The sequence below is a fragment of the Fictibacillus marinisediminis genome, assembly GCF_023149135.1.
Taxonomy (GTDB): Bacteria; Bacillota; Bacilli; order Bacillales; family Fictibacillaceae; genus Fictibacillus_C; species Fictibacillus_C marinisediminis.
The window spans coordinates 2916579-2942452 of record NZ_JAIWJX010000002.1 but is presented as its reverse complement, the minus strand read 5'-3'; the positions used below and the strand labels follow the sequence as shown (position 1 = coordinate 2942452).

Here is a 25874-nt window from a genome sequence, read left to right as displayed (position 1 = left end):
CTTAATGAGGGGTGGTCTTGTATGTTGTTAGGAAAAAAGCGTAAACTGGGCAGAAAAATAGAAGAGATCCAAACAGGGGAAAAACTTGAACTTTCCGAAACGATTGAAGATAAGGATTTGCTTTTATACCTCGGACTCACCAATGACAACAACCCTTTATTCATTCAACATGATTATGCATCCATGACGCCATTTAAAAAACCGATTGTTCCGCAGGTTATGCTTATTGGCATGGTAACAGCTGCGGTGTCCAAGTATTTACCTGGACCAGGAAGCAGCATTAAAAAACAATCTTTATCTTTTCCAAAACCTGTTTATCATTACGGCAAAGTTCATTTTTTGTTTCAGGTGACAGATATTGACCGGGAAGCTTATTCCATCAAGATGAGGGTCGAGGGGAAAAATGAAAAAAGCGAGCTGGTAATGGAAGGGGAACTTGAAATATGCCCTCCATATCAGCCGAAATCCATAACCTCCAATACGTTGGACAACTTCTAGACCGGGCAGCCGGTCTTTTTTTATTGAAGGAAAGTATAAGATTTTGTTGGCATATAGAAGTAGTGTCTAGTTTTAGCGCCCGAGGACGAAATATAAACACATTTCGTCTTTGCTCGCTTAAGCTTTTCTTTTTAAAAATTTACAAACTTTACGAAATCTTTAATCTGACCCTTTTGTGCTTGGAAGAAAAAAATAGTATGATTGTAATGAATAAGGTGAAACGTAACTAAAAAAGGGTGGGAAAAGATGAGCCAGAAAATCATGGTAGTCGAGGACGAATTATCGATCTCAACATTATTGCAATTTAATTTAGAACAAGCTGGTTTTGAAGTGATCACCGCAATGGATGGACGAAAGGGCCTTGAATTGGCTGAAATGGAAAAACCGGATTTAATGGTTCTTGATCTTATGCTGCCTGAAATGGATGGTCTCGAGGTCTGTAAAAACTTGAGACAAAAGCAGCTTTTTATTCCCATACTCATGCTGACTGCAAAAGACGATGAATTTGATAAGGTGTTAGGCTTGGAATTAGGGGCAGATGATTATATGACAAAGCCGTTCAGTCCCCGTGAAGTGGTTGCCCGGGTGAAAGCCATCCTTCGGCGTGCCAAGCAGGCGGCTATCGAGGAACCTGCTCAAACAGAGGAACCAGAAAAGCTGACGATTGGAGAAGTAGAAGTTTATCCCGAGAACTATGAAGCTTTTTATAAAGGGACTGCACTTGAATTGACTCCGAAAGAGTTTGAACTGCTGGTGTACCTCTCAAAGAATAAAAACAGGGTGCTCACCAGGGAACAGCTTCTCTCTGCTGTCTGGAATTATGATTTTGTCGGCGATACAAGGATTGTTGATGTGCATATCAGCCACCTGCGGGAAAAAATAGAAGAGAATACAAGAAAGCCGGTCTATATTAAAACCATCAGGGGAATGGGCTATAAGCTTGAGGTTCCGCAATAATGCCAGATTTTAAAAACCGGGTACTCTCTTTTTTCCTGGTTGGAATTATGCTTGTTTTTATCCTGCTTGCTCTAATTGTCGGAGGTCTGGTGCACTATACCGTAAAGGAAAAGCGTCTGCAATCTTACCAAAGTGAGCTCCAGCTTGTTTCCCTTGCTGCTGTTAATAAGGATACTGGCCTCTTGGAAAAGCAGTTGGGTCGGGCTGAAAAAGACTTAGGTGGTAAACTTCTCTATCTATCTCCCAAAGGCAAAGTTTTGGCGCAATCAAAAAGTGAGAAAGAAGCTGTTCCTGATCAGCCTTTAAATGGATTGGACGAATATAAAGGCAGTTCACTGGTTTCAACGAAAGATATGGACCGTCTCGTTTATACACTGCCTGTTAAAAATCAAACATCCGGTTCACTTGAAGGATATGTCCAGCTAGTTATTCCTGAAAAGACAGCCAACAGCACGGAGAGATCCATTTGGCTTGCCATGTCTCTTGGTTTTCTCATCAGCTTAGTCATCATCCTCTTTGTCTCTATCCGTGTGCTGAATCGGATTGTTAAACCAGTAGAAGAGGCAACGAGCACAGCGAAGGAGCTGGCGAGAGGGAATTTTAAGGCAAGAACCTATGAATATAAGGGAGATGTCGGTGAACTGAACTTTTCTTTAAATGTGCTTGCAAGAAACCTTGAGAAGATGACAAAGTCCTATGAATCACAGCAGGACCGTCTGAAGACACTGATCGAGAACATGGGCAGCGGTCTCATTCTCATCGATTCTGATGGCTACATCACGATTGTTAACCGAGCCTTTAAGGAAATTTTTAAAGAGTACACCGATTCCTGGACGGGCCACTTGTTTCATGAAGTCTTTCCGTATAAAGAAATTAAAGAAATCGTTGAAGATACATTTATTATGGAAACCAACATACGAAAACAAGTCGTGCTTCCTATTCATATTGAAAGAAAGAACTTTGATGTTTACAGCGCACCGGTCCTCAACAGTCTCGGGAAGCTCCGCGGCATTGTTCTCGTTTTTCATGACATTACAGAATTGAAAAAACTTGAACAGATGAGAAAGGATTTTGTTGCCAACGTATCCCATGAATTGAAAACACCGGTCACTTCCTTGAAAGGTTTTGCTGAAACGCTGCTGGATGGAGCGGACGGCAATCCGGAAATCCGTAGAAAATTTCTTACAATCATGTGGAATGAGAGCGACAGGCTGCAGCACCTCATTCAAGATCTGCTTGATCTGTCTAAGGTGGAACAAGGATTTTCATTGAACCTGCAAAAAGTCAGCCTGTCGACGATTGTAGAGGAAGTGATCGTCATGCTTGAAACAAAAGCGCAGGAAAAAGAGATAACGATCAAGTATTCTGCAGAAGGGAACACCATGATTGAAGGTGATTCACCGAGATTAAAGCAGGTTTTCATCAACCTTATTAACAATAGCTTAAACTACACTCCAAAAGGCGGCAGGATCACGATCCGCCTGAAGGAAAGCAGTGAAAAAGTAACCTTCAGTGTATCCGACACCGGTATTGGTATCCAAAAAGAGGAAGTCTCGCGTATTTTCGAACGATTCTACAGAGTGGATAAAGCGAGAAGCAGAAACTCTGGCGGTACGGGGCTTGGACTTGCAATCGTCAAGCACTTGGTAGAAGCACACAGGGGCCGTATCCATGTGAAAAGCAAGCCAGGAGAAGGCTCGACATTCACGCTTGTCTTCAAAAAGAATTTAATGATTGAATTTACAAACTATTAACACTGCATTCGTGCCAGCTTAACAGTTTATCGTTATGCTTTAAGTATCCTTTTTCAGTACCCCCTTTAAGAGAATCCATTACGGGTTCTCTCTTTTTTTGTTCTAATCTTCAAACAGACGCCGGCTGGCCAATTTTCTTTTCTTATAGCCGAATGGTACAATAAAGATTAGAAAACAACCGATCAGGGGGTATCATTTTGGCAAATAAATTAGTTTTGATTGATGGAAACAGTATCGCATATCGTGCGTTCTTCGCGCTTCCTCTGCTCAACAATGATAAAGGTGTCTACACAAATGCAGTATACGGATTTACGACGATGCTGCTTAAAATATTGGAAGATGAAAAGCCCAGCCACGTGCTTGTTGCATTTGATGCGGGGAAAACAACCTTCAGGCATAAAACGTTTACCGAATATAAAGGAGGACGCCAGAAAACTCCTTCTGAGCTTTCCGAACAATTTCCGCTGATCCGCCAGCTTTTGGACGGGTTTGGAATTAAACGGTACGAGCTTGAAAATTATGAAGCGGATGATATTATCGGCACGCTTTCTAAACAGGCTGAAAATGGTGACTGGGACATTAAAGTCTTTACTGGTGATAAGGACTTGCTTCAGCTTGTAACAGAAAACGTCAAGGTTGCACTGACCCGCAAAGGGATCTCGGAAGTAGAGGATTATGACCTTCGACAGGTGGAAGAGAGATATGGCTTAACTCCTCACCAGATTATCGACATGAAGGGCCTTATGGGCGATCCATCCGATAACATCCCTGGAGTTCCAGGAGTCGGGGAAAAAACAGCCATTAAACTAATCAAACAGTTCGGCACTCTGGAAGAAACACTGGAATCGATTGATCAGGTTTCAGGTGCAAAGCTGAAGGAGAAACTTAAGGACAATAAGGCACAGGCCTTGATGAGCAAAGAGCTGGCTACGATCACGCATGAGGCACCAATTGAAATCTCCATAAACGATTCTCTTTACGAAGGGTACCAAACAGAACAGCTGATTCCGCTCTTTAAAGATCTTGGCTTCAACTCGCTGCTGGAACGAATCGGCGGGGACAGTGAAGACACACAGCTGAGCGAACAGGAAAAAGAAGAGATTTCCTTTGAAAAGGCTGAAGAACTCAGTCATGAAATCTTATCATCACCTGCCGCTCTTATAGTAGAAACAACACCGGAAACCTACCATAAAGCTCCGGTCAACGGGCTGGCGATCGTAAACAGCAACGGAAAGTATTTTATTCCTGCTGAAACAGCGCTCTCTTCAGCATCGTTTAAGGAATGGGCGGAAGATGAAAGTAAAATCAAATACGTGTTTGACGCCAAAAGAGCGTACGTCGCATTGGACTGGAACGGTATTTCATTGAAGGGGGTAGAATTTGATCTAATGATCGCCTCTTATCTCCTGAATCCGTCCGAGTCCGGGGACGATGTAGCTGGGATTGCAAAACGCTACGGTATACATGACACTGATACAGAAGAAGCGGTGTACGGAAAAGGTGCCAAACGAAAGGTGCCTGAAGAAGAAATTCTATCCGAACATCTCGTTCGCAAAGCGAATGCTATTTTTGCTCTTCAGGACAAGCTTTCTGGAGAACTGAAGGAAAACGAACAGTATGAACTTTTTGCCGATCTTGAACTCCCATTATCACTTGTGCTGGGTGAAATGGAAACGACAGGAGTGAAGGTGGACGTCGGCAGGCTTCAAGCGATGGGACACGAGCTCACAGAGCAACTGAAAATACTTGAAGGAGAGATTCATGAACTTGCCGGAGTATCTTTCAATATTAATTCTCCGAAACAGTTAGGGGAGATCTTGTTTGAAAAGCTGAATCTGCCGGCCATTAAAAAGACAAAGACCGGTTACAGTACGTCGGTGGATGTGCTTGAGAAACTGGAAGGCAAGCATGAGATCATCAGGAAAATCCTTGTTTACCGCCAGCTTGGAAAATTAAGCTCTACCTATATTGACGGGCTTCTGAAGGTTGTCGACGAAGATACTGATAAGATCCACACACGCTTTAACCAGGCGCTGACTCAAACAGGACGGCTGAGTTCAACAGAACCAAATCTGCAAAATATCCCGATAAGGCTTGAAGCGGGAAGAAAGATCAGGCAAGCCTTCGTTGCTTCAAAACCAGGCTGGAAAATTCTTGCCGCTGACTATTCTCAAATTGAGCTTCGTGTCCTTGCCCATATTTCACAGGACGAAAACCTGATGGAAGCCTTTAAAAAGGAAATGGACGTTCATACGAAGACCGCGATGGATGTTTTTCACGTGGGGATGGATGAAGTGACCTCAGAAATGAGAAGGCATGCCAAAGCAGTTAACTTCGGTATCGTTTACGGAATTAGTGACTATGGCTTGTCTCAAAGCTTGAATATTACAAGAAAAGAAGCCGGAGAGTTTATTGAACAGTATTTGAAAACTTTCCCTGGTGTAAAAGAATATATGGAATCGATCGTCCGACAGGCGAAACTGGACGGCTATGTTTCAACGCTTATGCACCGCCGCCGTTACCTGCCAGAGATTACGAGCAGAAACTTCAATTTAAGAAGTTTTGCTGAACGTACAGCCATGAATACTCCGATTCAGGGAACAGCGGCTGACATTATTAAAAAGGCGATGGTTGAAATGGATCAGGTGCTGAAAGACGAAAATCTCGAATCCTTGATGCTGCTTCAGGTGCATGATGAGCTGATCTTTGAGGTACCGGAAAATGAAATTGAAAAGCTGTGTACTCTCGTTCCGCAAGTGATGGAATCTGCACTAGGCCTTGATGTTCCATTAAAAGTTGATTTGAATTACGGAGATACATGGTACGACGCGAAATAAAAAAAAAAGAAGAGAAAACAGCCGATTTGGCTGTTTTCCGTTTGATTTGAGGTGAAAGATATGCCTGAATTGCCAGAGGTAGAAAACGTAAAAAACACACTGAACAGACTGGTTGGCGGAAAAACGATTAAAGAAGTTAGAGTCTTATGGAGTAATATTATTAAACATCCTGAGCTCGATGAATTCAAAATCCGGCTCAGCGGCCAGACCATAGAACATGTAGAGCGAAGAGGCAAGTTCCTTAAGATTTTTCTTGATGATGATGTTCTTGTTTCCCATCTGAGAATGGAAGGGAAGTATGCGTTAAACCAAAAGGAAGAACCGTTTGATAAACATACGCATGTTCTCTTTGAGTTTACTGACGGAAGTGAACTCCGGTACCAGGATGTCAGGAAATTCGGTACGATGCATCTGTTTCGAAAAGGGGAAGAAGAACAGCGGCAGCCGTTATCCAAACTCGGTTATGAGCCTTTTTCCGCAGAACTTACTCCATCGCTTTTAAAGAAAATGTTCTCGAAGACAAGCAGGTCGGTGAAAGCAGTCCTGCTGGACCAGTCTCTCATAACAGGTCTGGGAAACATCTATGTGGATGAAATTCTTTTTGCATCGGGTATACACCCCGAACAAAGAGCGAACGGATTATCGCTGCAGCGATTAAAAAAGCTGCAGGAAAACATGGTATCGATCCTGAAAGAGTCAGTCGAAAAAGGCGGCAGTACGATTCGCTCTTATGTGAATTCCGAAGGGAAAGCCGGTAACTTTCAACTGGAGCATTTTGTTTATGGAAAAAAGGGAGAGCCATGCAAAAAATGCGGCCGTGAAATTACTAGATCCGTTGTTGCAGGACGAGGCACTCATTTTTGCAGCAGCTGCCAAAAATAACAGTTTCCAAGCTTCTTTCATATACTACACAACGTGGTATGGAAGGAGCTTTTGCCGTTATGGTGTCCTTTTCGATGCTCTTACTGGCGTTTGCAGTAAGTCTAGACAGCTTTGGTACGGGGCTGACTTATGGCATGAAGGAAATAAAGATTCCGTTAAAATCGGTCATTATCATTTCCTCATGTTCGGCCATTACCTTTTTTATTGCAATGGGATTCGGCCATTTTTTAGAACGCTTTTTATCGCCGCATGCCGGTCAGGTAACTGGCGGCTTGATCCTTTTAGGTCTCGGTTCATATTTTTTGTACCAAGTAGCCAAACCTGAAAAAAAGGCCGCGGCTGTACCTGAAGAGAAGACTATTGTAAAATTAGAAATAAAATCTCTGGGAATCATGATTCAAATCTTAAGTAAGCCGACAATCGCAGATCTTGATAAATCCGGCTCTATCAATGGCTGGGAGGCGGTCTTGCTGGGCGTCGCGCTTTCCTTGGATGCTTTCGGAGCGGGAATCGGAGCAGCGATGGTTGATATGCCTCCTTTTCTTACAGCATTTACGGTAGCCTCCATGAGCTCGATATTTGTACTTGGTGGCATGAAATTAGGGTTTGCAGTGTCCAGGATTACGTGGATGAAGAAGCTTACCTTCCTTCCAGGTATATTACTGATTATTATAGGATTACTGAAAATGTAACAGGAGGATCGTAAAATCATGATCATAGGCCTGACCGGCGGAATTGCCAGTGGAAAAAGCACAGTTTCCAATCTTTTGCGAAGCTATAACATACCTGTTGTTGATGCTGATTTAATCGCGCGTCAGGTTGTGGAGCAAGGCCAGCCCGCCTACGTTAAAATTGTCGAGAACTTTGGGATAGAAGTAATAGATGAAGAAAAGAACCTCGATCGAAAAAAACTTGGCAGCGTCATATTCAACGATTCTGCCAAACGGAAAGTGCTGAATGAGATTGTTCATCCGGCTGTACGGCATGAAATGAAGAGCCAGGCAGCACATTATCTTAATGATGGATTCAGCCATGTGGTTATGGATATTCCTCTGTTGTTTGAGAGCGATTTGACCCATATGGTAGACCGCACACTCCTCATCTTTGTTGATGATGAAGTCCAGTTCAGCCGATTAGTTATGAGAGACCAGTTCACGGAGGATGAGGCAAGGAGCAGGATTGCTTCCCAGATGCCCCTTAAAGATAAAGTAAAGCTGGCGGATGCGGTGATTACAAACAATGGTTCTTTGGAAGAGCTTAAAGTGAAACTGGAAGCTCAGCTTAAGGAATGGAATATTATTTAGCCCTCTGTCTAGGCAGAGGGTTTATTTTTTGCCCGTTTTTATAAAATGGTGTTCTTTTTTTATTTAAATATGCTATACTAATTGTAGAAAAAGAGACAAAAAAGTATAACATATATGGAGGGAGCACACCATGAAAGCAAAAGTAGCGATTAATGGACTCGGGCGGATCGGAAGAATGGTATTTCGTAAGATGATGGAGGAAAATAACGAGTTTGAGGTTGTAGCAATCAACGCAAGCTATCCTCCTGAAACGTTAGCACATATGATTAAGTATGACTCAATTCACGGAATGTTTGTTGGTGAAGTTAGTGCCCACGAAGGCTACTTAATGGTGGACGGGCAAAAAGTGCTTCTGCTCAATTCCCGCGACCCAAGAGAACTGCCATGGAAAGGGCTCGGAATCGATATCGTGATTGAAGCCACTGGAAAATTCAAAACAAAGGAAATGGCAGGCTACCATCTGCAAGCTGGGGCGAAGAAGGTTATTATTACTGCACCTGGAAAAGATGAAGACATCACGATTGTTATGGGTGTAAATGACAGCGATTACAAAGCGGACGAACATCATATCCTATCCAATGCTTCATGCACAACGAACTGTTTGGCACCTGTAGTAAAAGTACTCGATGAACAATTCGGGATTGAATCAGGAATGATGACTACCGTACATGCCTATACAAATGATCAAAAAAATATTGATAACCCGCATAAGGACCTCAGACGTGCAAGAGCTTGCGGCCAATCCATCATACCAACGTCTACCGGGGCGGCAAAAGCGATCTCCAAGGTTCTTCCTCATCTCACAGGAAAGTTGAATGGAATGGCACTCCGAGTCCCGACTCCAAATGTATCATTGGTTGATTTAGTGGTCGATCTAAAAACGGATGTGACAGAAGAGATGGTAAATGAGGCTTTAAGAACAGCGTCTGAGGGTGCATTAAACGGTATTCTTGGATACAGCGAACAGCCGCTGGTTTCCATTGATTATAACGGTAATGAGAATTCTTCTATCATTGATGGTTTATCAACAATGGTTATTGAGAATAAAAAAGTAAAAGTGCTTGCCTGGTATGACAATGAATGGGGCTATTCTTGCCGTGTTGTTGATCTTGCAGGTCTTGTTGCTGCAGGTTTAGCTCAAAAGGCGGATATGAGGATTCCTTCATAAAGCAAAAATTAAAAAAGAACGGACGGAGCCGGCTTCTGGCGCTGTCCGTTCTTTTTGTTTATCAACAAAATCCACCCTTTTTATGTCATTGGTTTTCATATAAAAATTTAGAGGGAAATTTCAAACAAGTTATTGCAAATGAAAAATAAAACAAGTATACTATGATTCGTGAACTTCAAATAAAGCAAACCAAGGCGTTGGATTCTACTTAAAGGGTTAGGACCTCTTAGGACTAACTTTCCCCCGTGGTAGATGTTCAATACCGCATGCTTGAAGGCATGAAAAATTTTTAAGGGGGACTATGCTAATATGGATACAATGGGAAGACACGTAATTGCTGAACTATGGGGATGCAACAGTGAAAAGCTAAATGATATGAGGTTTATTGAAGAGACGTTTGTTGACGCTGCCCTAAAAGCAGGTGCAGAAATTCGTGAGGTTGCTTTTCATAAGTTTGCGCCGCATGGCGTGAGTGGGGTTGTTATTATTTCTGAATCACACTTGACAATCCACAGTTTTCCAGAGCATGGTTATGCAAGCATTGACGTATACACTTGTGGGGATCGTATTGATCCTAATGTGGCTGCTGATTACATTTCACAGGCTTTGGAAGCGAACAGCCGTGAAAATTTGGAAGTTCCACGTGGAATGGGTCCTGTTAAAGTTGCTAAAAATAAAGTTGCCGCTAATTAATAAAATTGAATGCTAAGTCGAAAAAGAGGTGTGTTATTTGCACCTCTTTTTTTACTTTCCGCTTTTGCATAGAGGAGTTTAGAGGAGGAGTACCGTGCTTAAACGATTGCAAAATATCTTGAAAAATCATTCAGAAACTTCCGAGAACCACCTAGATCCTTTACTGCAAACCCATTATTTCAAAGCGAACCGCACGAAAGTCATGGATGCCATTGAAGAACTTGTCCGGCAGCAAAGCCATTATAGACTGCTTGGATCATCAAAAGAACGTGGCGAGCTATCTTTTGAAGTTACAGCTCCAAGGAAGGCTTTTGCCGTGATCACTGCGACCTCTCTCAGACCATTTAAAACGGCAGTCGATATTAATGTCACGTCTGAATCGCCGCTTCCGATCGATTTTGGATACAGCAGAAAGGTGATCCTTTCTATTAATGAAGGATTGAAGGGAAAGCTTGAATTTATTGGCACATCTCTGCTTGAAAACAATTAATTCTTGTCACATGCCCTCCTTTTGTCTAAGATAGAATTATAATAGAGGTTAATTAATTTTTGGAGTTGATCTGCTTTGCGTTGTCCGTCCTGTCAGTATAACGGTACAAAAGTGCTTGATTCTAGACCGGTCCATTCGGGGAGATCGATTCGCCGCAGGCGGGAATGCGAGTCATGCACCTATCGATTTACAACCTTTGAAACGGTTGAAGAAATACCGCTGATTGTTGTGAAAAAAGAAGGTACCCGGGAAGAATTCAGCCGTGAAAAAATTCTTCGCGGACTTATAAAAGCTTGTGAGAAACGCCCTGTACCTTTAGAAGTTCTTGAAAATATCGTGGACAACATAGAAAAGGACCTGCGGAACCAAGGGGTTTCTGAAATAAACAGCAAAGAAGTCGGCGAAAAAGTCATGGATTATCTTGCGGACACGGACGAAGTAGCTTATGTCCGATTTGCTTCGGTCTACCGGCAATTTAAGGACATCAATGTATTCATAAAAGAACTGAAAGAATTAATAAAAAAAGACGAGCACTAACTTGCGTAAGACAGTACCAGTTTTACGCTTTTTTTTATCGGGATGCTTGTTTTATCTCTATAGATTTCGAAAAAACTTTTTTTGAAAGGTGAGAACCATGAGTGTACACTGGAAAGAAATTGTCCCGGTGGATACATATGAGGTTCAATTTAGCGGCTATCTCCATAATATAGACCGCAAAGTATTGACCATGCTGTACCAGCCGTTAATAGGCGCTTTTGCCTATAGTTTATATATGACATTTTGGTGTGATGCCGAAATGAAAACTCCAAAAGAGCAAACGCATCAGAGGCTCATGAATGTGACCCAATTTTCATTGAAGGATATTATTGCTGCCCGAAAAAAACTGGAAGCCATCGGCCTGCTGAAAACTTATAAACGGGATAAAGAAGATACGAGGGTTTACTTATATGAATTGCAAACCCCTCTGTCACCGGATGAATTTTTCAACGATGGGGTCTTGAACATCTATCTTTACAATCGATTAGGCAAAACAAAGTATTCCGAGATGCGAGACCATTTTATTCAAGAAGAAACTGAGATGGAAGAATACGTGGAAATGACGTCATCATTTAATGATGTTTTCGTATCGCTTCATCCTTCTGAAATGACAGCAGGGACTTATTCGGAAATTCAGGAGGGATCAGGCGGAAGTCTGGCAGAAAGAAAACCAGGCAATCCGTTATCCATCACTTCTGAAGACTTTGACTTTGATTTGTTGATCTCCAGCATTTCAAGCTTTATTCTTCCGAAAGAAGTCATAACTCCTTCCATAAGGGAATCAATCCTTAAACTGGCGTACGTTTACCAGATGGGACCGCTCGAAATGAGCAGGCAAATCCAAAACGCGTACCATCTTCATGGAGAGTTGACTGCCGAAAATCTTCGGAAGGAAGTTCAAAAATGGTACAGGATTGAAAACAACAACCAGCTGCCCCAGATGGCTCTCCGTACTCAGCCGCAGAGCTTAAAAACAGCTGCAGGCACAGAGCCTGTCACAGAAGAAGAAAAAGTGATAAAATTCTTTGAAGAAGTATCACCTTTTCAATTGCTGGAACTCCAATCTGGAACAAAGCCGGCGGAAGTGGATTTGAATATTGTTACGTATCTCATGCTTGAGCAAAAAATGACTCCGGGTGTGGTCAATGTTTTGATCGACTATGTACTGAAGACCAATGATCTAAAACTTACACGTTCATTCGTCGAAAAAATTGCGAGCCACTGGGCCAGGAAAAAAGTACAAACCGTTCCGGAAGCCATGGCGCTTGCTCGTTCAGAACAGAAGAAGTACAAAGAGTGGCAGGAGCGTAAAAATACAAATTATAAGCGTAATGGAACCCAGAAAAAGAGCGCCCGTCTGCCAGACTGGCTGAAGGATGAAGAAACAACGGCAGAGAAAAAGGAAATGAACAATAATAATGAGCTTGAAGAGCAAAACCAGCAATGGCTTGAAAACTTGCTTAAAGAAATTTAAAGGGGGGAACAAACATGGAATCGATTATGGACGCCGTTAAAAAAATGGAAGGGTACGGTCAGCTTAAAAAGGAATATGACCGAATTAAGCAGCATGTACTCACAGATCCTTATGTTATCTCATTCCTGGAGCAGAACCCTGATTTGAATCAATCAAGCATTGAAAAAGGATTGACGAAGCTCTATGAATATTCCAAGGAAAAGAACCATTGTTCCAATTGCCCAGGGCTGAATCTTTGCCCGAACCTGATGCAGGGGTATCAGCCTGAACTGGCTGCAGACAGGAATGCGATCGAAATTTATTATGAAAAATGTTCGCTGAAAAAACAGGATGAAAAGCAGAAGTCGATGAGTGCCCTCATCCGAAGCTATTTTATCCCAAAAGATATCCTGCAGGCATCGTTTGACCGTCTTCACAGCATTGATCAAGACAGAAGAGAAGCAATTGGTGCTGCATGGGACTTTGTTAAAGCAGCTTCTTCTGGAGAAGGGGCGAAAGGGATTTACTTTTACGGCAAGTTTGGTGTTGGAAAGACCTACCTGCTAGGTGCGATAGCCAACGCGTTGGCTGAGCGGCAGATTCCTTCATTGCTCGTTCATACTCCTGAGTTTTTGCGGGAGATGAAAAGCAGCCTTTCAGACGGGAGTTTCAACGAAAAAATGGAGCTGCTCAAAACCGTTCCTGTCCTCATGCTTGACGATCTAGGTGCCGAAAACATGACCAATTGGGTCAGGGATGAAATCATTGGTGTCATACTTCAATATCGTATGATGGAGAGGCTGCCGACGCTGTACTCCTCCAATTATGATTTTACCTTGCTTGAAGAACATTTTTCCTACTCGCAAAAAGGCGGTCTCGAGCAAGCAAAAGCAAAACGAATCATGGAGCGTATCCGCCATCTTGCCGTGCCGATCTTTATCGGAGGAGATAAAAACTTCAGGACTTTTCAGTAAAATAAGATCTTCTTGATTTTAACCTCTATCATAAAAGATAGAGGTTTTTTGTTTGGAATGATGATTCTTCGGGAAGATGCAAATACTACCTATAGAATCAGCAGACAGAAAGGAAATGAATATGGGAATAATTCTTGCAGTCATCACAGCAGTTTGCTGGGGAAGCATTGTATTGGTCAGCCAAAAACTGGGGGGAGATTCATACAGCCAGACATTGGGGATGACCATCGGTGCCCTTGTTTTTTCAATCGTTACGTTTTTTATCGTGCACCCTGACATCAATTCTCTCGTCATGATTGTGGGAGCAATATCTGGCGCCTTATGGGTCGTAGGCCAGCGTTTTCAGTTTGCAACTGTGGATCACCTTGGTGTTGCAAAAACAGTTCCGCTCTCTACGGGCATGCAGCTCTTTGGAACAACACTCTTTGGCGTGCTCGTGTTTCACGAGTGGAAAACAAAAACAGAGATCATTATTGGAATCATCGCTATTGTTGTTATCATTTTAGGAGCCGTCTTTACATCGATCAGAGATAAGAACAACAAAGAGGACGGCGGGACCAATTATAAAAGAGGTTACCTTATCTTGCTGCTATCCACCGCAGGCTATGTTGGCTATGTGGTTATCGTCAAGTGGTTTAAGGTTGGAGGATGGGAAGCGATACTTCCACAGGCAGCGGGTATGTTTATCGGCGGTTTACTTCTCACTTTTACAGGTAAACCGTTTAATAAATTTGCTGTAAGAAATATTTTAACCGGAATTCTATGGAGTACAGGAAACATCACTTTGTTGCTTTCATTGCCGAAGATTGGTGTAGCGACAAGCTTTTCGCTTTCACAAACGGGGATCATCATCTCCACTCTCGGCGGAATTTTTATTTTAAAAGAGAAGAAATCTAAACGGCAGATCATCTTCGTTATTATAGGATGTTTACTTATTATCGCGGGCGGCGTTATGCTCGGGTTAACAAAACGTTAAGGAGCGGATGAAAACATGTTTACAGATCTAGAAGGAAAAGCAGTCATTATCACAGGAGCGAGTACAGGAATCGGAAAGGCCTGTGCTCAACGTTTTGCAAAAGAAAAAGCAAAGATCACGGTCAATTACCGAAATGAAAAGGGAAATGAAGTGGAAGAACTTCTCCAGGAATTAAGAGATCTTGGGGGAGAGGCCATCGCCGTTCAGGGAGATGTTACCAAAGAAGAAGATATTAAAAATCTGGTCGAACGCACAGTGGAATCCTTTGGAAGACTAGATATTATGATTAACAACGCGGGGATAGAAAATGAAGTTCCGTCACACGAGCTATCTCTTGAAGATTGGAACAAGGTTATCTCCACGAATTTGACGGGGCAATTTCTTGGCTGCCGTGAAGCAATCTCGTATTTTCTGAAGAATAACATTGAAGGCAATATTATTAACATGTCGAGCGTTCATGAGATCATCCCTTGGCCGCACTTTGTGCACTACGCAGCGAGTAAGGGCGGTGTCAAGCTCATGACTCAGACGCTGGCGATGGAATATGCACCAAAGAAAATCAGGGTAAATGCCATTGCGCCAGGTGCCATCAACACACCAATCAATGCCGAAAAGTTTTCAGATCCTGGCAAAAAAGCGGATGTAGAAAAACTAATTCCAATGGGCTACATCGCTGAACCTGACGAAATTTCTTCTGTCGCCGTGTGGCTCGCTTCCAAGGAATCAAGATATGTAACAGGACACACGCTCATTGCTGATGGAGGTATGACATTATATCCTTCTTTCCAGGCAGGCCGAGGATAAGCCTTAAATAAATAAGTTGATGCGAACAAAGACAAACCGGCTTTTTGCTCGGTTTGTCTTTCTCTTTTATCATGGTATTCCTGCAGCAGTATTCATTTCGCAAAATTTTTTAAAATGTGATAGGATAATAGAATGCTACATAAGATGTCCGTAACTGGAGGTAATATAGATGAGCATTGATGCGATTTTGCAGAAAGCCCTTGATGGTACACGATTGACCGTTGAGGATGCTGTTGCTCTGTATGAGAGTGATGAAGTTGAAAAAATGGGTGAGGCGGCCGACGTCATCATGAAGCGGTGGCATCCAGAACCGATTACTACTTTTGTTATCGGGCGAAACGTGAACTATACCAATTTTTGTGATACATACTGCCGTTTCTGTGCATTCTACCGGCCGCCTGGAAGCAAGGAAGGTTATGTGCTGGATGATGAAGTGATCTTCCAAAAAATCCAGGAAACGATCGATGTAGGCGGAACAGAGATCTTGATGCAAGGTGGAACAAACCCGAATCTGCCGTTCTCTTATTACACTGATCTGCTCCGCAATATTAAAAAGCGCTTTGATATCACGATGCACTCCTTCTCTCCGGCTGAGATCTGGAAGATGGTCGAAGTTTCAGGCCTCTCACTGGAAGAAGTCCTAAAAGAGCTGAAGGAAGCAGGACTTGACTCACTGCCTGGCGGCGGAGCCGAGATCCTTGATGACCGTACGAGGAAAAAAATCAGCCGCTTAAAGGGATCATGGACAGAGTGGATCGACTGCATGAAAACGGCGAAGAAAGTCGGTCTTCATTCCACGGCTACAATGGTTATCGGTTTCGGTGAGACGTTTGAAGAGAGAGCATTGCATCTTCAGCGTGTCCGTGATGCTCAAGATGAGACCAACTGTTTCTTAGCCTTTATCTCCTGGACGTTCCAGCCAGATAACACGAACTTAAAGGGTGAGAAAACAACGCCAAGAGAATATCTTAAAAATGTGGCAATCTCACGCCTGTTCTTGGATAACATTTCTAACTTCCAGTCTTCCTGGGTGACGATGGGACCTGAAGTCGGCAAAAAGTCTCTTCATTACGGCTGCAACGACTTCGGAAGCACGATGATGGAAGAAAACGTGGTCTCAGCTGCCGGAACGACCCATAAAGTCAATACGAATCTGACACTGCGCCTCATACGGGAAGCGGGAAAAATCCCGGCACAGCGCAACACCAAATATGAAACGCTGCGTGTGTTCGACGAAGAAGAAACCGCAGAAAAAGACTTTGTCATGCAGAACTGATAGAAAAACATAGAATCCCGGCCTTTCTTGTAGAGGGCTGGTTTTTTTGTGCAATTAATTATTGGAATATTCTCATTTTTGATAATTTTGTTATAATAAAGAGGATTACATAAATTAAGGGGGACAAAGATGAAAAAAGTGGTGTTGTTATTAATGCTTGGAAGTTTGCTGACATTGGCAGCGTGTGGAGGGAAATCCACGTCAGGAGGCCCGTCTGAGAAATTGGTTGTAGGAACAGATGCGGCATATGCTCCATTTGAGTATTTAAAAGATGGGAAGATTGTTGGTTTTGATGTTGATTTGCTTAAGGCCGTTATGAAGGAAGCAAAGCTGGATTATAAGCTGAAAAATACAGGATGGGATCCTCTGTTTACCTCTTTACAAAGCGAACAGGTCCAGGCTGGTATTTCGGCGATAACCATTAATGATGATCGAAAAAAATCATATGACTTCTCATCTCCATACTTTGAGTCCATTAATAAGATTCTTACAAAAGAAGGATCACCGATAAAAAGTGTGAATGATTTAAAAGGAAAGAAGGTCAGTGTTCAAAATGGAACGACCGGACAAGCTGCCTTGGAAAAGAAATTCGGGAAAGAAAATACCAATGTCAAAAAATACGACAGTAATGTGTTGGCTATTCAGGCACTTATAAGCGGTGAAGTGGATGCGGTTGTTGCTGATAATACCGTTGTAGATGAGTATGCAAAAAACAATCCGGACAAAAAGCTCACTGTCGTAAATGATAAAACAAACTTTGAATCTGAATTCTATGGTATTGCTTTTCCTAAGGGCAGCAAAGATAAAGCAAAAGTTGACAAAGCTTTGAAGAAGGTCATTGCTGATGGAACCTACACCAAGATTTATAAACAGTGGTTTAAAGTAGAACCGAACCTGGATGTGCTGAAAAAATAAACCTGGCAGAATGACCGGAGGAACACATGGATTTCTATAAATTTGATCTCGTAGAGAAATATTTGCCCTTTTTTATTAAAGGAACATGGGTTACAATCGAAATTTCAGTTGCGAGCATTATTTTCGGAACCCTCTTGGGACTATTCATCGCACTCGGAAAAATGTCTTCAGTCCAGGTGATTCGGCAGCCGTTCATTTGGTATATTAACTTTTTTCGGGGAACACCGCTACTTGTTCAACTTTTCTTGATTCACTTTGCGGTCATGCCGCTTTTCATGAAGCCTCCTATTGCACTTGTTTCTGCCATTACGGCTCTCTCCTTAAATGCAGCAGCCTACATCGCGGAGATCTTTAGGGCGGGTATCCAATCTATTGATAAAGGCCAGACCGAGGCAGCCCGTTCGCTGGGGATGACGCATAGACAGACCATGAGGCACATTATCATTCCTCAGGCATCTAAACGCATGATTCCTCCTTTAGGAAATGAATTCATTGTTTTAATTAAAGATTCTTCACTGGCAGCCGTCATTGCGACTGAAGAACTGATGTACTGGGGAAGAGCGATGATGGGAGAATATTATCGTCCTTGGGAACCTTTTTTGACGGTAGCGCTTATTTATCTGATTCTTACTCTTACGTTGACACAACTGCTAAACTTTCTTGAACGCAAATATGCACTGGATTAACCGGCAGCAGGGAAACCTGCTGTTTTTTTATTAATCTTTTAAAAGAGTTCATTTTTCATGACGTTGTCCCATATAGTGTAACATCGAGTGTTTGGGGGAGGGACAGGGTTGGCAGAACTTATATTTGCAGATCATGAAGAATGTAACCAATTACAAAAGGAACTGAAGCAGATGGCTCGATCACTTAACATAAAACCTTCCTTTTTAGAATCCGAAAGCCATTCATTATTATTGAATACAAAAGAGCATCTGGATTCAATTGTTCAGGTGCTGGCTTGCTATACTCGTAAAAAACTGGAGGAAACACGAATCCTGTTTTTTATTGAACATTTTTTTTATTTCACGGATAAGCAGGAGCAAGCAGAAATTGCAGCGATCGCCAAGGAATTTATCGAACAGGAACGGGAGGAAGTGCCGGCGGTAAAAGATCTGGATACGTGCGAGTATCATGTGAAAGAAGCCTGGAGAAAAATCTTAACCGAAGAAGGGCTATCATTTACATTTGAGTCTTTTGTACAGTTCCGTTTACGGGAGTACCTTGATCTTCTACAAATTTACGTCGAATGTGCGATCGATGAATACAAACTCGAGCTTGAATACCAGTCCTTCATCGATCAATTGCGTAAGTGTGCAGCCGATCAGCCGTTTCTAACAGCCGAGGTTCACGTGGCCTTCGACGGCAAATTTAAGCTGTATGATGAGCAATACCGGCTATACAGTGAAAAAATGCTTCAGCTTATGCATGAAAGAGCATTAGTTCTGACCAAGGAGTTTGATCTCGACGAAAAAGTGCTGGGTCCGATCATGGGTTTAGCTCCGGAAGTGTTGTATTTGTACCTGGAAGAAGAAAATCACGGCATGATACATACATTGCAGAACGTATTCCAGGAGAGACTGATTAAAAGGCCCCTTCAGCTGTTTTATGGTTCAAGAAACGAATTTATCGAAAAGATGGACGGAAGATAAGGATTGCTCTTGATTTTGCAGGATAGTATGAATATAATAATTGTATATTTGGATACCAAAATCAGTAAAGATAAGGACAACGGATATTTTTTACGGTTTATAGAGAGGGATGCCTGAGGCTGAAAGCATTCTAACACGAAAAAATGTCTTACCCCCTTTGAACTTCAGCGGTGAATGCAGAGTAATCGCTGACGGCCCAAAGCCGTTAAATCTTGACCGAGTGCCATTGCAGAATCCTGCTGTGGAACAAGGGTGGAACCACGAGTACAACACTCGTCCCTTTTTGTGGACGAGTGTTTTTTGTATTTATTTTGAACAAGGAGAGATTATGAATGACAGACATTAAGCTTACTTTTCCTGATGGTTCTGTTCGTGAGTATCCGAAAGGAATCACTGCAGAACAAGTAGCAGAATCCATTAGCTCCAGCCTGAAGAAAAAGTCCGTTGCTGGTAAAGTAAACGGGGAATTGTACGATTTCACACGTCCGATCGAGGCGGATGCATCCATTGAGATCGTTCCACAAGATTCGCCTGAAGGACTCGAGATGACACGCCACAGTACAGCCCATTTGATGGCACAGGCGATCAAACGCATCTATAAGGATGTCAAACTTGGCATCGGGCCAGTGATCGAAAACGGTTTTTATTATGATATCGATCTTCAAGAAGCTTTAACACCGGAAGATTTGCCTAAGATTGAGAAGGAAATGAAAAAGATCGTAAGCGAAAACCTGCCGATCATCCGAAAAGAAGTGACCAGGGAAGAAGCCATCGCGATTTTTGAAGGCATTGACGACCATTTAAAATTGGAGCTCATCCGTGATCTTCCGGAGGATGCGGTTATTACCATTTACGAACAAGGCGAGTTTTTTGACCTTTGCCGCGGGCCGCATCTTCCATCCACTGGAAAAATCAAGTCCTTTAAATTGATGAGCATTTCAGGCGCTTATTGGAGAGGAGACAGCGATAACCAGATGCTTCAGCGCATCTATGGAGCAGCTTTTCTTAACCAGAAAGAGCTGGATCAGCATCTTGTCTACCTTCAAGAGGCGAAAGAGCGGGATCACCGGAAACTTGGAAAAGAGCTGGATCTTTTCACTGTTTCCCAAAAGATTGGACAAGGTTTGCCAGTCTGGCTTCCAAAGGGTGCGACGATCCGCCGTATCATCGAGCGTTATATTGTCGACACAGAAGTAAGACTTGGCTACGACCATGTCTACACTCCTCATCTAGGCAGTGTAGAGCTCTATAAAACATCAGGACACTGGGATCATTATAAAGAAGATATGTATCCTGCAATTGAAATGGACAACGAGCAGCTTGTTCTTCGTCCGATGAACTGTCCGCATCACATGATGGTGTTCAAGAACAGCATGCACAGCTATCGTGATCTTCCAATCCGTATCGCTGAGCTTGGAACGATGCATCGCCATGAGATGTCAGGAGCATTGGCTGGTCTTCAGCGTGTCCGTTCCATGACATTGAATGATGCTCATATCTTTGCCCGCCCGGATCAATTAAAAGATGAGTTTATCCGCGTAGTAAAGCTCATCCAGCGTGTGTACAAAGACTTTGGCATTACAGAATACAAGTTCCGTCTTTCTTACCGTGATCCTGAGGACAAGGAAAAATACGTAAACAACGATGAGATGTGGGAAAAAGCACAGGCTCTTCTTAAAGAAACTATGGAAGATATGGACTTGGATTATGTAGAAGCTGAAGGGGAAGCCGCGTTCTACGGGCCGAAGCTTGATGTTCAGGTGAAGACTGCGCTCGGAAAAGAAGAGACGCTGTCTACTGTACAGCTTGATTTCCACTTGCCGGAACGCTTTGACCTAACGTACAAAGGAAGCGACGGAAAGGATCACCGTCCGGTCGTTATCCACCGCGGAGTCGTTTCCACAATGGAACGTTTTGTCGCCTTCCTAATCGAAGAATACAAGGGTGCGTTCCCGGTATGGCTTGCTCCTGTACAGGTACAGATTATCCCGGTATCTACTGTTCATGAAGAGTACGCAAGAAAGATCAGTGAGGAACTGCTGGAAGAAGGCATTCGCGTCGAAGTCGACAACCGCGATGAAAAGCTGGGATATAAAATCCGTGAAGCGCAAATGCAAAAAATTCCATACATGCTCGTGCTCGGTGATCAGGAAATTTCCGATCAAGCCGTCAACGTCCGTAAATACGGTGAGCAAAAATCAGAAACTGTATCCTTTGATGCGTTCAAAACAAGCATTCTTGAGCAAGTGAATAAAAGAGGATAAAATTAGAGAACTGCGAATTCATTCGCAGTTCTTTTTTTTGAAGCCCCCAGCGGTGCCAGGCACCCTGTTTACATAACTGAATTTTAGCGGGTAAAGCTGCTGTTTTGGCGGATATTTTTAAATTTTGGAGGGTAAACCCTTCATTTTGGCGGGTAAATATAAATTTTCAGGTTGTAAATAAATTTTCAACAACAACGGGGCGGCCTGCCCGGAAAAAAACAATTTTAGTGCTTGCAAAACAACAGGTAGTACTGTACAATAAATTCTGTTGTGATGAACAAAGAACATCAGTTGACAAGAGGTTCTTGTCAATGTTATATTAATTTAGGTAATTAAATAAGTTGAGTTTCGAACAAAAGCAGAAGCACCCGCTTCTCACCTGATCAACGCGAAAGCTGTTGGCTGGTCAACCGAACTTTCAGAAATGATGATGAGGTCGTGTGGGTGCAGTATGTGCCGACGCTTTTTTTATTTGTTTACAAAGTGCTGAGTTAATGACTCACATAAATTTCTTGGAGGTGACTTACTATTAGTAAGGACATGTCTGTCAATGAGGGCATACGTGCTCGTGAAGTAAGACTTATCGGGGCTGATGGCAGCCAGCTAGGGATTAAAACACGTCATGAAGCTCTTGATATTGCGGCAAATGCCAATCTTGATCTTGTACTTGTTGCTCCTACCGCAAAACCGCCAGTATGCCGAATCATGGACTATGGTAAGTTTAAGTTTGAGCAGCAAAAGAAAGACAGAGAAGCGCGTAAGAATCAAAAGATTGTTACAACGAAAGAAATTCGCTTAAGCCCTACAATTGAGGAGCATGATTTTAACACGAAGCTTAAAAATGCCCGCAAGTTCCTTGAAAAAGGCGATAAAGTGAAAGCAAGCATTCGTTTCCGGGGCCGTGCCATCACGCACTCCTCGATCGGAAAAACTGTGCTTGAAAAATTAGCTAAAGAATGTGAAGACGTTGCTACGGTTGAAGTTCGACCGAAAATGGAAGGCCGAAGCATGTTCCTCATTTTAGCACCAACAACCGAAAAATAATTACTTACCAGGGAGGAATCCAATCATGCCTAAAATGAAAACACATAAAGGTGCTGCAAAGCGCTTCAGAAAGACTGGAACAGGTAAACTTAAGCGTGCACGTGCGTTTACAAGCCATATGTTCGCTAACAAATCTACTAAAGCTAAGCGTAAACTTCGCAAAGCGAAGATTGTTACAAGCGGAGATTACAAACGTATCCGTACACTATTAACTTACAAGAAAAAATAATACTAACTGATCGTATATATCTAGGAGGGTTTTAAAATGCCAAGAGTAAAAGGTGGCTATGTGTCACGTCGTCGTCGTAAAAAAGTATTAAAGTTAGCTAAAGGTTATTTCGGATCCAAACATAAGTTATTTAAAGTTGCTCAACAGCAAGTTTTCAAATCTCTTATGTATGCATACCGTGACCGCCGTCAAAAGAAACGTGATTTCCGTAAACTTTGGATCACTCGTATCAACGCGGCAGCTCGCACAAACGGTCTTTCTTACAGCCGTTTAATGCATGGCCTAAAAGTTGCAGGCATCGACATCAACCGTAAAATGCTTGCTGAAATCGCTGTTTCTGATGAAAAAGCATTCGCTGAACTTGCTACTAAAGCAAAAGACAGCCTAAAAGCATAAATTAAGAACCCAAAAGCCATTTTCCATGAAGGAAATGGCTTTTTTCTATAAAAGGAGATTTTGTTTGTATGATCTACATTTATTTAATTCTCGTTAACGTTATTGCATTTTGGCTGATGCATCATGATAAGGAAGCAGCCAAGGCAGGGAAGTGGCGGACGCCGGAACGCCGCCTGTGGCTGTTTGCGATCATAGGAGGCGCCTGCGGGATTTGGGCAGGGATGGTCCAATTTCGGCATAAAACAAAGCATCCAAGCTTTCAAGTCGGAGTGCCATTGCTTGTCCTTGCCGACATTTTCATCATTGCCAGGTACTTCATTTAATCTGCACTCTTAATCCTGCTCCAGATAGCGTTTATCCTTAAGGAACAGCCTCCAAAACACATAAAAGCCGGGAGTAAGGATCGCTAAACCAACAGCATACATGGTCATGAGCGAATAGAACGTTTCTTTCGCTGTAAAGGCATCGTATATGGTCAGGCTCGGATAAACGATGTAAGGAAGGTGAGCCATTCCATATCCGTAACTCGCCAAGCCGTATTGTGCGACAGTTGCGAGCAGAGCCACACGGGGTTTACCTGCTGCTTTCCCATCTTTGTTACTGAGCCATAGAGAGGCATAGCCGACGATGAATGCCAGGGTGGAGAGGATGAACCATATCCTTTGTTCATACAGATTATCGAGCAGCCACCCGGCCTCAGGCTGTATCACCAGCAGTGTGATCACAGCAGCAAGAAGGGTGGAAGGGCCAAGGATCAGTGCATTCCCCCTGTAAAGCCTATAGGCGCCTTCTTGTTTAGAGACCCTTGAATAATCTGCGAGAAACAAGGATGACAAGAACAGTTCAGAAGTGAGCCCGAACAAAATGTACATATATAAGGAAGGGCTCGTAAACAGCTTTCCAAGGAGAAGGGTATCTTTTCCGTTCATACCTTCAATAAAACCCCCCTGGCTTACAGGGAGTACCGTGATCAGGAGTGCCGGTATCAAAACACCGCACACACCGGAAATAAAGAACATCGTCTTTCTGTATCCTTGAACGGAATAAGAAAAAACCATAAAGGCACTCCGTATGGAAAGCAGAAACAAGATCAGCGATATCGGGATCAGCAGCACGGTTCCGAGTGTAAAGGCGCCTTTCGGGAAAAAACCTACAAAGGCAACTACGAGAAGAACAAGAAAAACATTTGTGATTTCCCAGGTCGGTGAAAGAAATCGGTTGGCTATTTTTCCTGCAAAGGTACGATGGTCATTGTAGATCATCGCCCAGAATCCTGCCCCGAAATCAATCGATCCAAAAATGCTATAGATGAAGATAAAGGTCCATAAGACCAATATGGCAATAACTTCTTCGTTCATTATGCTCCCTCTTTCGTCTTTTTAATAGCCGGAGTATTTTTCAAAGTCCTTGGATACCGGATGCCGTTTGAAATAGCTTGTAAGTATCAGGATCGTCAGGACGCTCAGAAGCAGATAAAGACCGATGAACAATAGAAACAAAGGAGCAAGATTTTCTGATTGTGTAGCTGCTTCTGCTGTGGTCTGGACCCTGTAAATCGTCCAGGGCTGTCTTCCGCTGCAGCTGAAAATCCATCCGAATTCGATGCCAAGCATGGAAAGTGGACCGGAAAAGATTAAGGTGAACAGTAGCCATTTTGGAAAAGGCTTCTGTTTTCTTTTGCCGTAATACCACCAGAAAAACAAAGCGACGGCAGCTAGTCCCAACAGGATAAACCCAATCCCAACCATGATATTAAACAGGGTGTGCACATAAAAAGGAGGCCAGGTTTCACGCGGGAATTCATAGAGGCCTTTGACTTCGGTATCAAACTTGCCGGCAGCGAGCCAGCTGAGCATCCATGGGATCTCAATTCCATATTTCACTTCTTCTGTTTTGGGATCGGTGAAACCTCCGATCGCAAGAGGAGCATATCGCTGGGTTTCAAATAAGCCTTCGGCAGCGGCCAGCTTCTCGGGTGAGTGTTCATGCAGGATCTGTGCAGAGTGATGACCTGAAAAACTTGAAATCAATGAAAAAATCAAACCTACGACAATGGCCATTAAAAAACCTTTTTTATGATAGACAGATTCTTTCTTCGTAAGATTCCCTCTTAAAAGCTTATAAGCCCCTACAGAAGCCAGGGCAAAACCGCCGGTCATATAAGCAGTCACGGATACATGGAAGGCTGTTGAAAGAAAACTCGGATTGAAAAAGGCATCCCATGGATTGACATCATAAATAGTTCCGTCCTTTGTAATCTTAAATCCGTCAGGAGTATTCATCCACGTATTGACAGCGGTGATTAGAATGGCAGATGCTACAGCTCCAAACGCCACCAAGATGACAGAGATGATCCTGAAATACTTTGGCAGCCTGTCTGCTGCGTAAACGTAGATGGACATGAACAAAGCTTCAATAAAGAAGGCGAAAAGTTCAATTTGGAAAGGAAGAGAGATAACCTTTCCTACAATCTCCATAAAACCTGGCCAAAGCAAAGATAGCTGGACCCCGACGATTGTTCCTGAAGGAATAGCGACACCGAGCAGAACAGCAAAGGCCTTTGTCCAGCGTTTAGCCATTATGGCATAATCATTGTCTTTTTTTACTTGATGAAGAATTTCTGCGATGACGATCATGAGGGGAATACCAACACCAAGCGTTGCAAAAATGATATGAAAGGCAAGAGACGTTCCGAAAAAAGCACGAGCCAACACGACTGTATCCATGAAAACCACTCCTTAACCTAAAGGTTATCTGTAAAAGAAAACCAG

Annotated in this window: 26 protein-coding genes and 2 other annotated features; of the genes, 24 read left to right on the top strand and 2 right to left on the bottom strand. The window is 42.9% G+C overall.

All coding sequences use genetic code 11. The annotated features are described in order from the left end of the window. Positions 1-21 precede the first annotated feature (21 nt). The 24 genes from LCY76_RS15670 to LCY76_RS15555 all read left to right on the top strand — a co-directional run bounded on the left by LCY76_RS15670 (position 22) and on the right by LCY76_RS15555 (position 23426). Positions 22-498, top strand: coding sequence for a MaoC family dehydratase (locus LCY76_RS15670; RefSeq protein ID WP_248253386.1), 477 nt, complete (start codon positions 22-24; stop codon positions 496-498). A 246-nt stretch (positions 499-744) separates the two neighbouring features. Next, positions 745-1455 (top strand): response regulator transcription factor, encoded by a 711-nt coding sequence (locus LCY76_RS15665; RefSeq protein ID WP_248253385.1) that lies wholly within the window; start codon positions 745-747, stop codon positions 1453-1455. Continuing rightward, a complete protein-coding gene (gene pnpS, locus LCY76_RS15660) occupies positions 1455-3209 on the top strand; it encodes a two-component system histidine kinase PnpS (RefSeq protein WP_248253384.1) in 1755 nt (584 codons plus the stop codon). The genes LCY76_RS15665 and pnpS overlap by 1 nt, the downstream gene beginning before the upstream one ends. Before the next feature lie 197 nt (positions 3210-3406). Further along, entirely contained in the window at positions 3407-6046 is a 2640-nt protein-coding gene (gene polA / locus LCY76_RS15655; protein WP_248253383.1) for a DNA polymerase I, read from the top strand. Positions 6047-6106: 60 nt separating this feature from the next. After that, the gene (mutM, locus tag LCY76_RS15650) at positions 6107-6928 is read left to right on the top strand and encodes a DNA-formamidopyrimidine glycosylase (protein ID WP_248253382.1); all 822 of its coding nucleotides are present in this window, start codon (positions 6107-6109) and stop codon (positions 6926-6928) included. 59 nt (positions 6929-6987) lie between these two features. Next, the gene (ytaF, locus tag LCY76_RS15645) at positions 6988-7620 is read left to right on the top strand and encodes a sporulation membrane protein YtaF (protein ID WP_053358507.1); all 633 of its coding nucleotides are present in this window, start codon (positions 6988-6990) and stop codon (positions 7618-7620) included. A gap of 18 nt (positions 7621-7638) precedes the next feature. Continuing rightward, positions 7639-8232: a dephospho-CoA kinase gene (coaE, locus tag LCY76_RS15640; protein WP_248253381.1), complete on the top strand. Its 594-nt coding sequence runs from the start codon at positions 7639-7641 to the stop codon at positions 8230-8232. 130 nt (positions 8233-8362) lie between these two features. Next, positions 8363-9400, top strand: coding sequence for a glyceraldehyde-3-phosphate dehydrogenase (locus LCY76_RS15635; RefSeq protein WP_248253380.1), 1038 nt, complete (start codon positions 8363-8365; stop codon positions 9398-9400). Between the two features lie 309 nt (positions 9401-9709). Next, positions 9710-10093 (top strand): adenosylmethionine decarboxylase, encoded by a 384-nt coding sequence (gene speD / locus LCY76_RS15630; protein ID WP_248253379.1) that lies wholly within the window; start codon positions 9710-9712, stop codon positions 10091-10093. Positions 10094-10187: 94 nt separating this feature from the next. Then, positions 10188-10583 carry a cytosolic protein gene (locus LCY76_RS15625; protein WP_248253378.1) on the top strand — a complete coding sequence of 132 codons (396 nt, stop codon included), beginning with the start codon at positions 10188-10190 and terminating at the stop codon, positions 10581-10583. A gap of 75 nt (positions 10584-10658) precedes the next feature. Further along, positions 10659-11120, top strand: a complete 462-nt coding sequence (gene nrdR, locus LCY76_RS15620; RefSeq protein WP_248253377.1) for a transcriptional regulator NrdR — start codon at positions 10659-10661, stop codon at positions 11118-11120. Positions 11121-11217: 97 nt separating this feature from the next. Next, a complete protein-coding gene (locus tag LCY76_RS15615; protein WP_248253376.1) occupies positions 11218-12594 on the top strand; it encodes a replication initiation and membrane attachment family protein in 1377 nt (458 codons plus the stop codon). 14 nt (positions 12595-12608) lie between these two features. Next, the gene (dnaI, locus tag LCY76_RS15610) at positions 12609-13547 is read left to right on the top strand and encodes a primosomal protein DnaI (protein ID WP_248253375.1); all 939 of its coding nucleotides are present in this window, start codon (positions 12609-12611) and stop codon (positions 13545-13547) included. A gap of 121 nt (positions 13548-13668) precedes the next feature. After that, positions 13669-14523, top strand: a complete 855-nt coding sequence (locus tag LCY76_RS15605) for a GRP family sugar transporter (RefSeq protein ID WP_248254697.1) — start codon at positions 13669-13671, stop codon at positions 14521-14523. 15 nt (positions 14524-14538) lie between these two features. Then, positions 14539-15327, top strand: coding sequence for a glucose-1-dehydrogenase (locus LCY76_RS15600; protein ID WP_248253374.1), 789 nt, complete (start codon positions 14539-14541; stop codon positions 15325-15327). 169 nt (positions 15328-15496) lie between these two features. Beyond that, complete coding sequence (gene mqnC, locus LCY76_RS15595) at positions 15497-16603, top strand: cyclic dehypoxanthinyl futalosine synthase (protein WP_248253373.1); 1107 nt, start codon at positions 15497-15499, stop codon at positions 16601-16603. Positions 16604-16732: 129 nt separating this feature from the next. Continuing rightward, positions 16733-17518, top strand: coding sequence for a basic amino acid ABC transporter substrate-binding protein (locus tag LCY76_RS15590; RefSeq protein WP_419714952.1), 786 nt, complete (start codon positions 16733-16735; stop codon positions 17516-17518). 26 nt (positions 17519-17544) lie between these two features. After that, entirely contained in the window at positions 17545-18204 is a 660-nt protein-coding gene (locus tag LCY76_RS15585; RefSeq protein WP_053357609.1) for an amino acid ABC transporter permease, read from the top strand. A gap of 108 nt (positions 18205-18312) precedes the next feature. Beyond that, entirely contained in the window at positions 18313-19170 is an 858-nt protein-coding gene (gene ytxC / locus LCY76_RS15580; RefSeq protein WP_248253372.1) for a sporulation protein YtxC, read from the top strand. Positions 19171-19228: 58 nt separating this feature from the next. Further along, positions 19229-19454: a binding site (T-box leader), on the top strand. 48 nt (positions 19455-19502) lie between these two features. Next, entirely contained in the window at positions 19503-21434 is a 1932-nt protein-coding gene (thrS, locus tag LCY76_RS15575) for a threonine--tRNA ligase (RefSeq protein ID WP_248253371.1), read from the top strand. 350 nt (positions 21435-21784) lie between these two features. Next, positions 21785-21909: a sequence feature (ribosomal protein L20 leader region), on the top strand. A gap of 65 nt (positions 21910-21974) precedes the next feature. Continuing rightward, a complete protein-coding gene (infC, locus tag LCY76_RS15570) occupies positions 21975-22478 on the top strand; it encodes a translation initiation factor IF-3 (RefSeq protein ID WP_053357612.1) in 504 nt (167 codons plus the stop codon). A gap of 25 nt (positions 22479-22503) precedes the next feature. Next, on the top strand, positions 22504-22707 hold the full coding sequence (gene rpmI / locus LCY76_RS15565) for a 50S ribosomal protein L35 (RefSeq protein ID WP_053357613.1): 204 nt from the start codon (positions 22504-22506) through the stop codon (positions 22705-22707). 36 nt (positions 22708-22743) lie between these two features. Beyond that, positions 22744-23103: a 50S ribosomal protein L20 gene (gene rplT, locus LCY76_RS15560; RefSeq protein WP_248253370.1), complete on the top strand. Its 360-nt coding sequence runs from the start codon at positions 22744-22746 to the stop codon at positions 23101-23103. Positions 23104-23171: 68 nt separating this feature from the next. Beyond that, entirely contained in the window at positions 23172-23426 is a 255-nt protein-coding gene (locus tag LCY76_RS15555) for a DUF1294 domain-containing protein (RefSeq protein WP_062233929.1), read from the top strand. A 9-nt stretch (positions 23427-23435) separates the two neighbouring features. Here LCY76_RS15555 and LCY76_RS15550 read toward each other — a convergent pair whose 3' ends face one another. Next, positions 23436-24461, bottom strand: coding sequence for a cytochrome d ubiquinol oxidase subunit II (locus LCY76_RS15550; protein WP_248253369.1), 1026 nt, complete (start codon positions 24459-24461; stop codon positions 23436-23438). 21 nt (positions 24462-24482) lie between these two features. Continuing rightward, the gene (locus tag LCY76_RS15545) at positions 24483-25829 is read right to left on the bottom strand and encodes a cytochrome ubiquinol oxidase subunit I (protein ID WP_248253368.1); all 1347 of its coding nucleotides are present in this window, start codon (positions 25827-25829) and stop codon (positions 24483-24485) included. Positions 25830-25874 lie beyond the last annotated feature (45 nt).

Excerpts from the sequence above, each read along its gene's own strand:
- LCY76_RS15670 (WP_248253386.1), top strand. The coding sequence starts at position 22 with ATGTTGTTAGGAAAAAAGCGTAAACTGGGCAGAAAAATAGAAGAGATC.
- LCY76_RS15665 (WP_248253385.1), top strand. The coding sequence starts at position 745 with ATGAGCCAGAAAATCATGGTAGTCGAGGACGAATTATCGATCTCAACA.
- pnpS (WP_248253384.1), top strand. The coding sequence starts at position 1,455 with ATGCCAGATTTTAAAAACCGGGTACTCTCTTTTTTCCTGGTTGGAATT.
- mutM (WP_248253382.1), top strand. The coding sequence starts at position 6,107 with ATGCCTGAATTGCCAGAGGTAGAAAACGTAAAAAACACACTGAACAGA.
- ytaF (WP_053358507.1), top strand. The coding sequence starts at position 6,988 with ATGGTGTCCTTTTCGATGCTCTTACTGGCGTTTGCAGTAAGTCTAGAC.
- coaE (WP_248253381.1), top strand. The coding sequence starts at position 7,639 with ATGATCATAGGCCTGACCGGCGGAATTGCCAGTGGAAAAAGCACAGTT.
- LCY76_RS15635 (WP_248253380.1), top strand. The coding sequence starts at position 8,363 with ATGAAAGCAAAAGTAGCGATTAATGGACTCGGGCGGATCGGAAGAATG.
- speD (WP_248253379.1), top strand. The coding sequence starts at position 9,710 with ATGGATACAATGGGAAGACACGTAATTGCTGAACTATGGGGATGCAAC.
- LCY76_RS15615 (WP_248253376.1), top strand. The coding sequence starts at position 11,218 with ATGAGTGTACACTGGAAAGAAATTGTCCCGGTGGATACATATGAGGTT.
- dnaI (WP_248253375.1), top strand. The coding sequence starts at position 12,609 with ATGGAATCGATTATGGACGCCGTTAAAAAAATGGAAGGGTACGGTCAG.
- LCY76_RS15605 (WP_248254697.1), top strand. The coding sequence starts at position 13,669 with ATGGGAATAATTCTTGCAGTCATCACAGCAGTTTGCTGGGGAAGCATT.
- LCY76_RS15600 (WP_248253374.1), top strand. The coding sequence starts at position 14,539 with ATGTTTACAGATCTAGAAGGAAAAGCAGTCATTATCACAGGAGCGAGT.
- mqnC (WP_248253373.1), top strand. The coding sequence starts at position 15,497 with ATGAGCATTGATGCGATTTTGCAGAAAGCCCTTGATGGTACACGATTG.
- LCY76_RS15590 (WP_419714952.1), top strand. The coding sequence starts at position 16,733 with ATGAAAAAAGTGGTGTTGTTATTAATGCTTGGAAGTTTGCTGACATTG.
- LCY76_RS15585 (WP_053357609.1), top strand. The coding sequence starts at position 17,545 with ATGGATTTCTATAAATTTGATCTCGTAGAGAAATATTTGCCCTTTTTT.
- thrS (WP_248253371.1), top strand. The coding sequence starts at position 19,503 with ATGACAGACATTAAGCTTACTTTTCCTGATGGTTCTGTTCGTGAGTAT.
- infC (WP_053357612.1), top strand. The coding sequence starts at position 21,975 with ATGTCTGTCAATGAGGGCATACGTGCTCGTGAAGTAAGACTTATCGGG.
- rpmI (WP_053357613.1), top strand. The coding sequence starts at position 22,504 with ATGCCTAAAATGAAAACACATAAAGGTGCTGCAAAGCGCTTCAGAAAG.
- rplT (WP_248253370.1), top strand. The coding sequence starts at position 22,744 with ATGCCAAGAGTAAAAGGTGGCTATGTGTCACGTCGTCGTCGTAAAAAA.
- LCY76_RS15555 (WP_062233929.1), top strand. The coding sequence starts at position 23,172 with ATGATCTACATTTATTTAATTCTCGTTAACGTTATTGCATTTTGGCTG.
- LCY76_RS15550 (WP_248253369.1), bottom strand. The coding sequence starts at position 24,461 with ATGAACGAAGAAGTTATTGCCATATTGGTCTTATGGACCTTTATCTTC.
- LCY76_RS15545 (WP_248253368.1), bottom strand. The coding sequence starts at position 25,829 with ATGGATACAGTCGTGTTGGCTCGTGCTTTTTTCGGAACGTCTCTTGCC.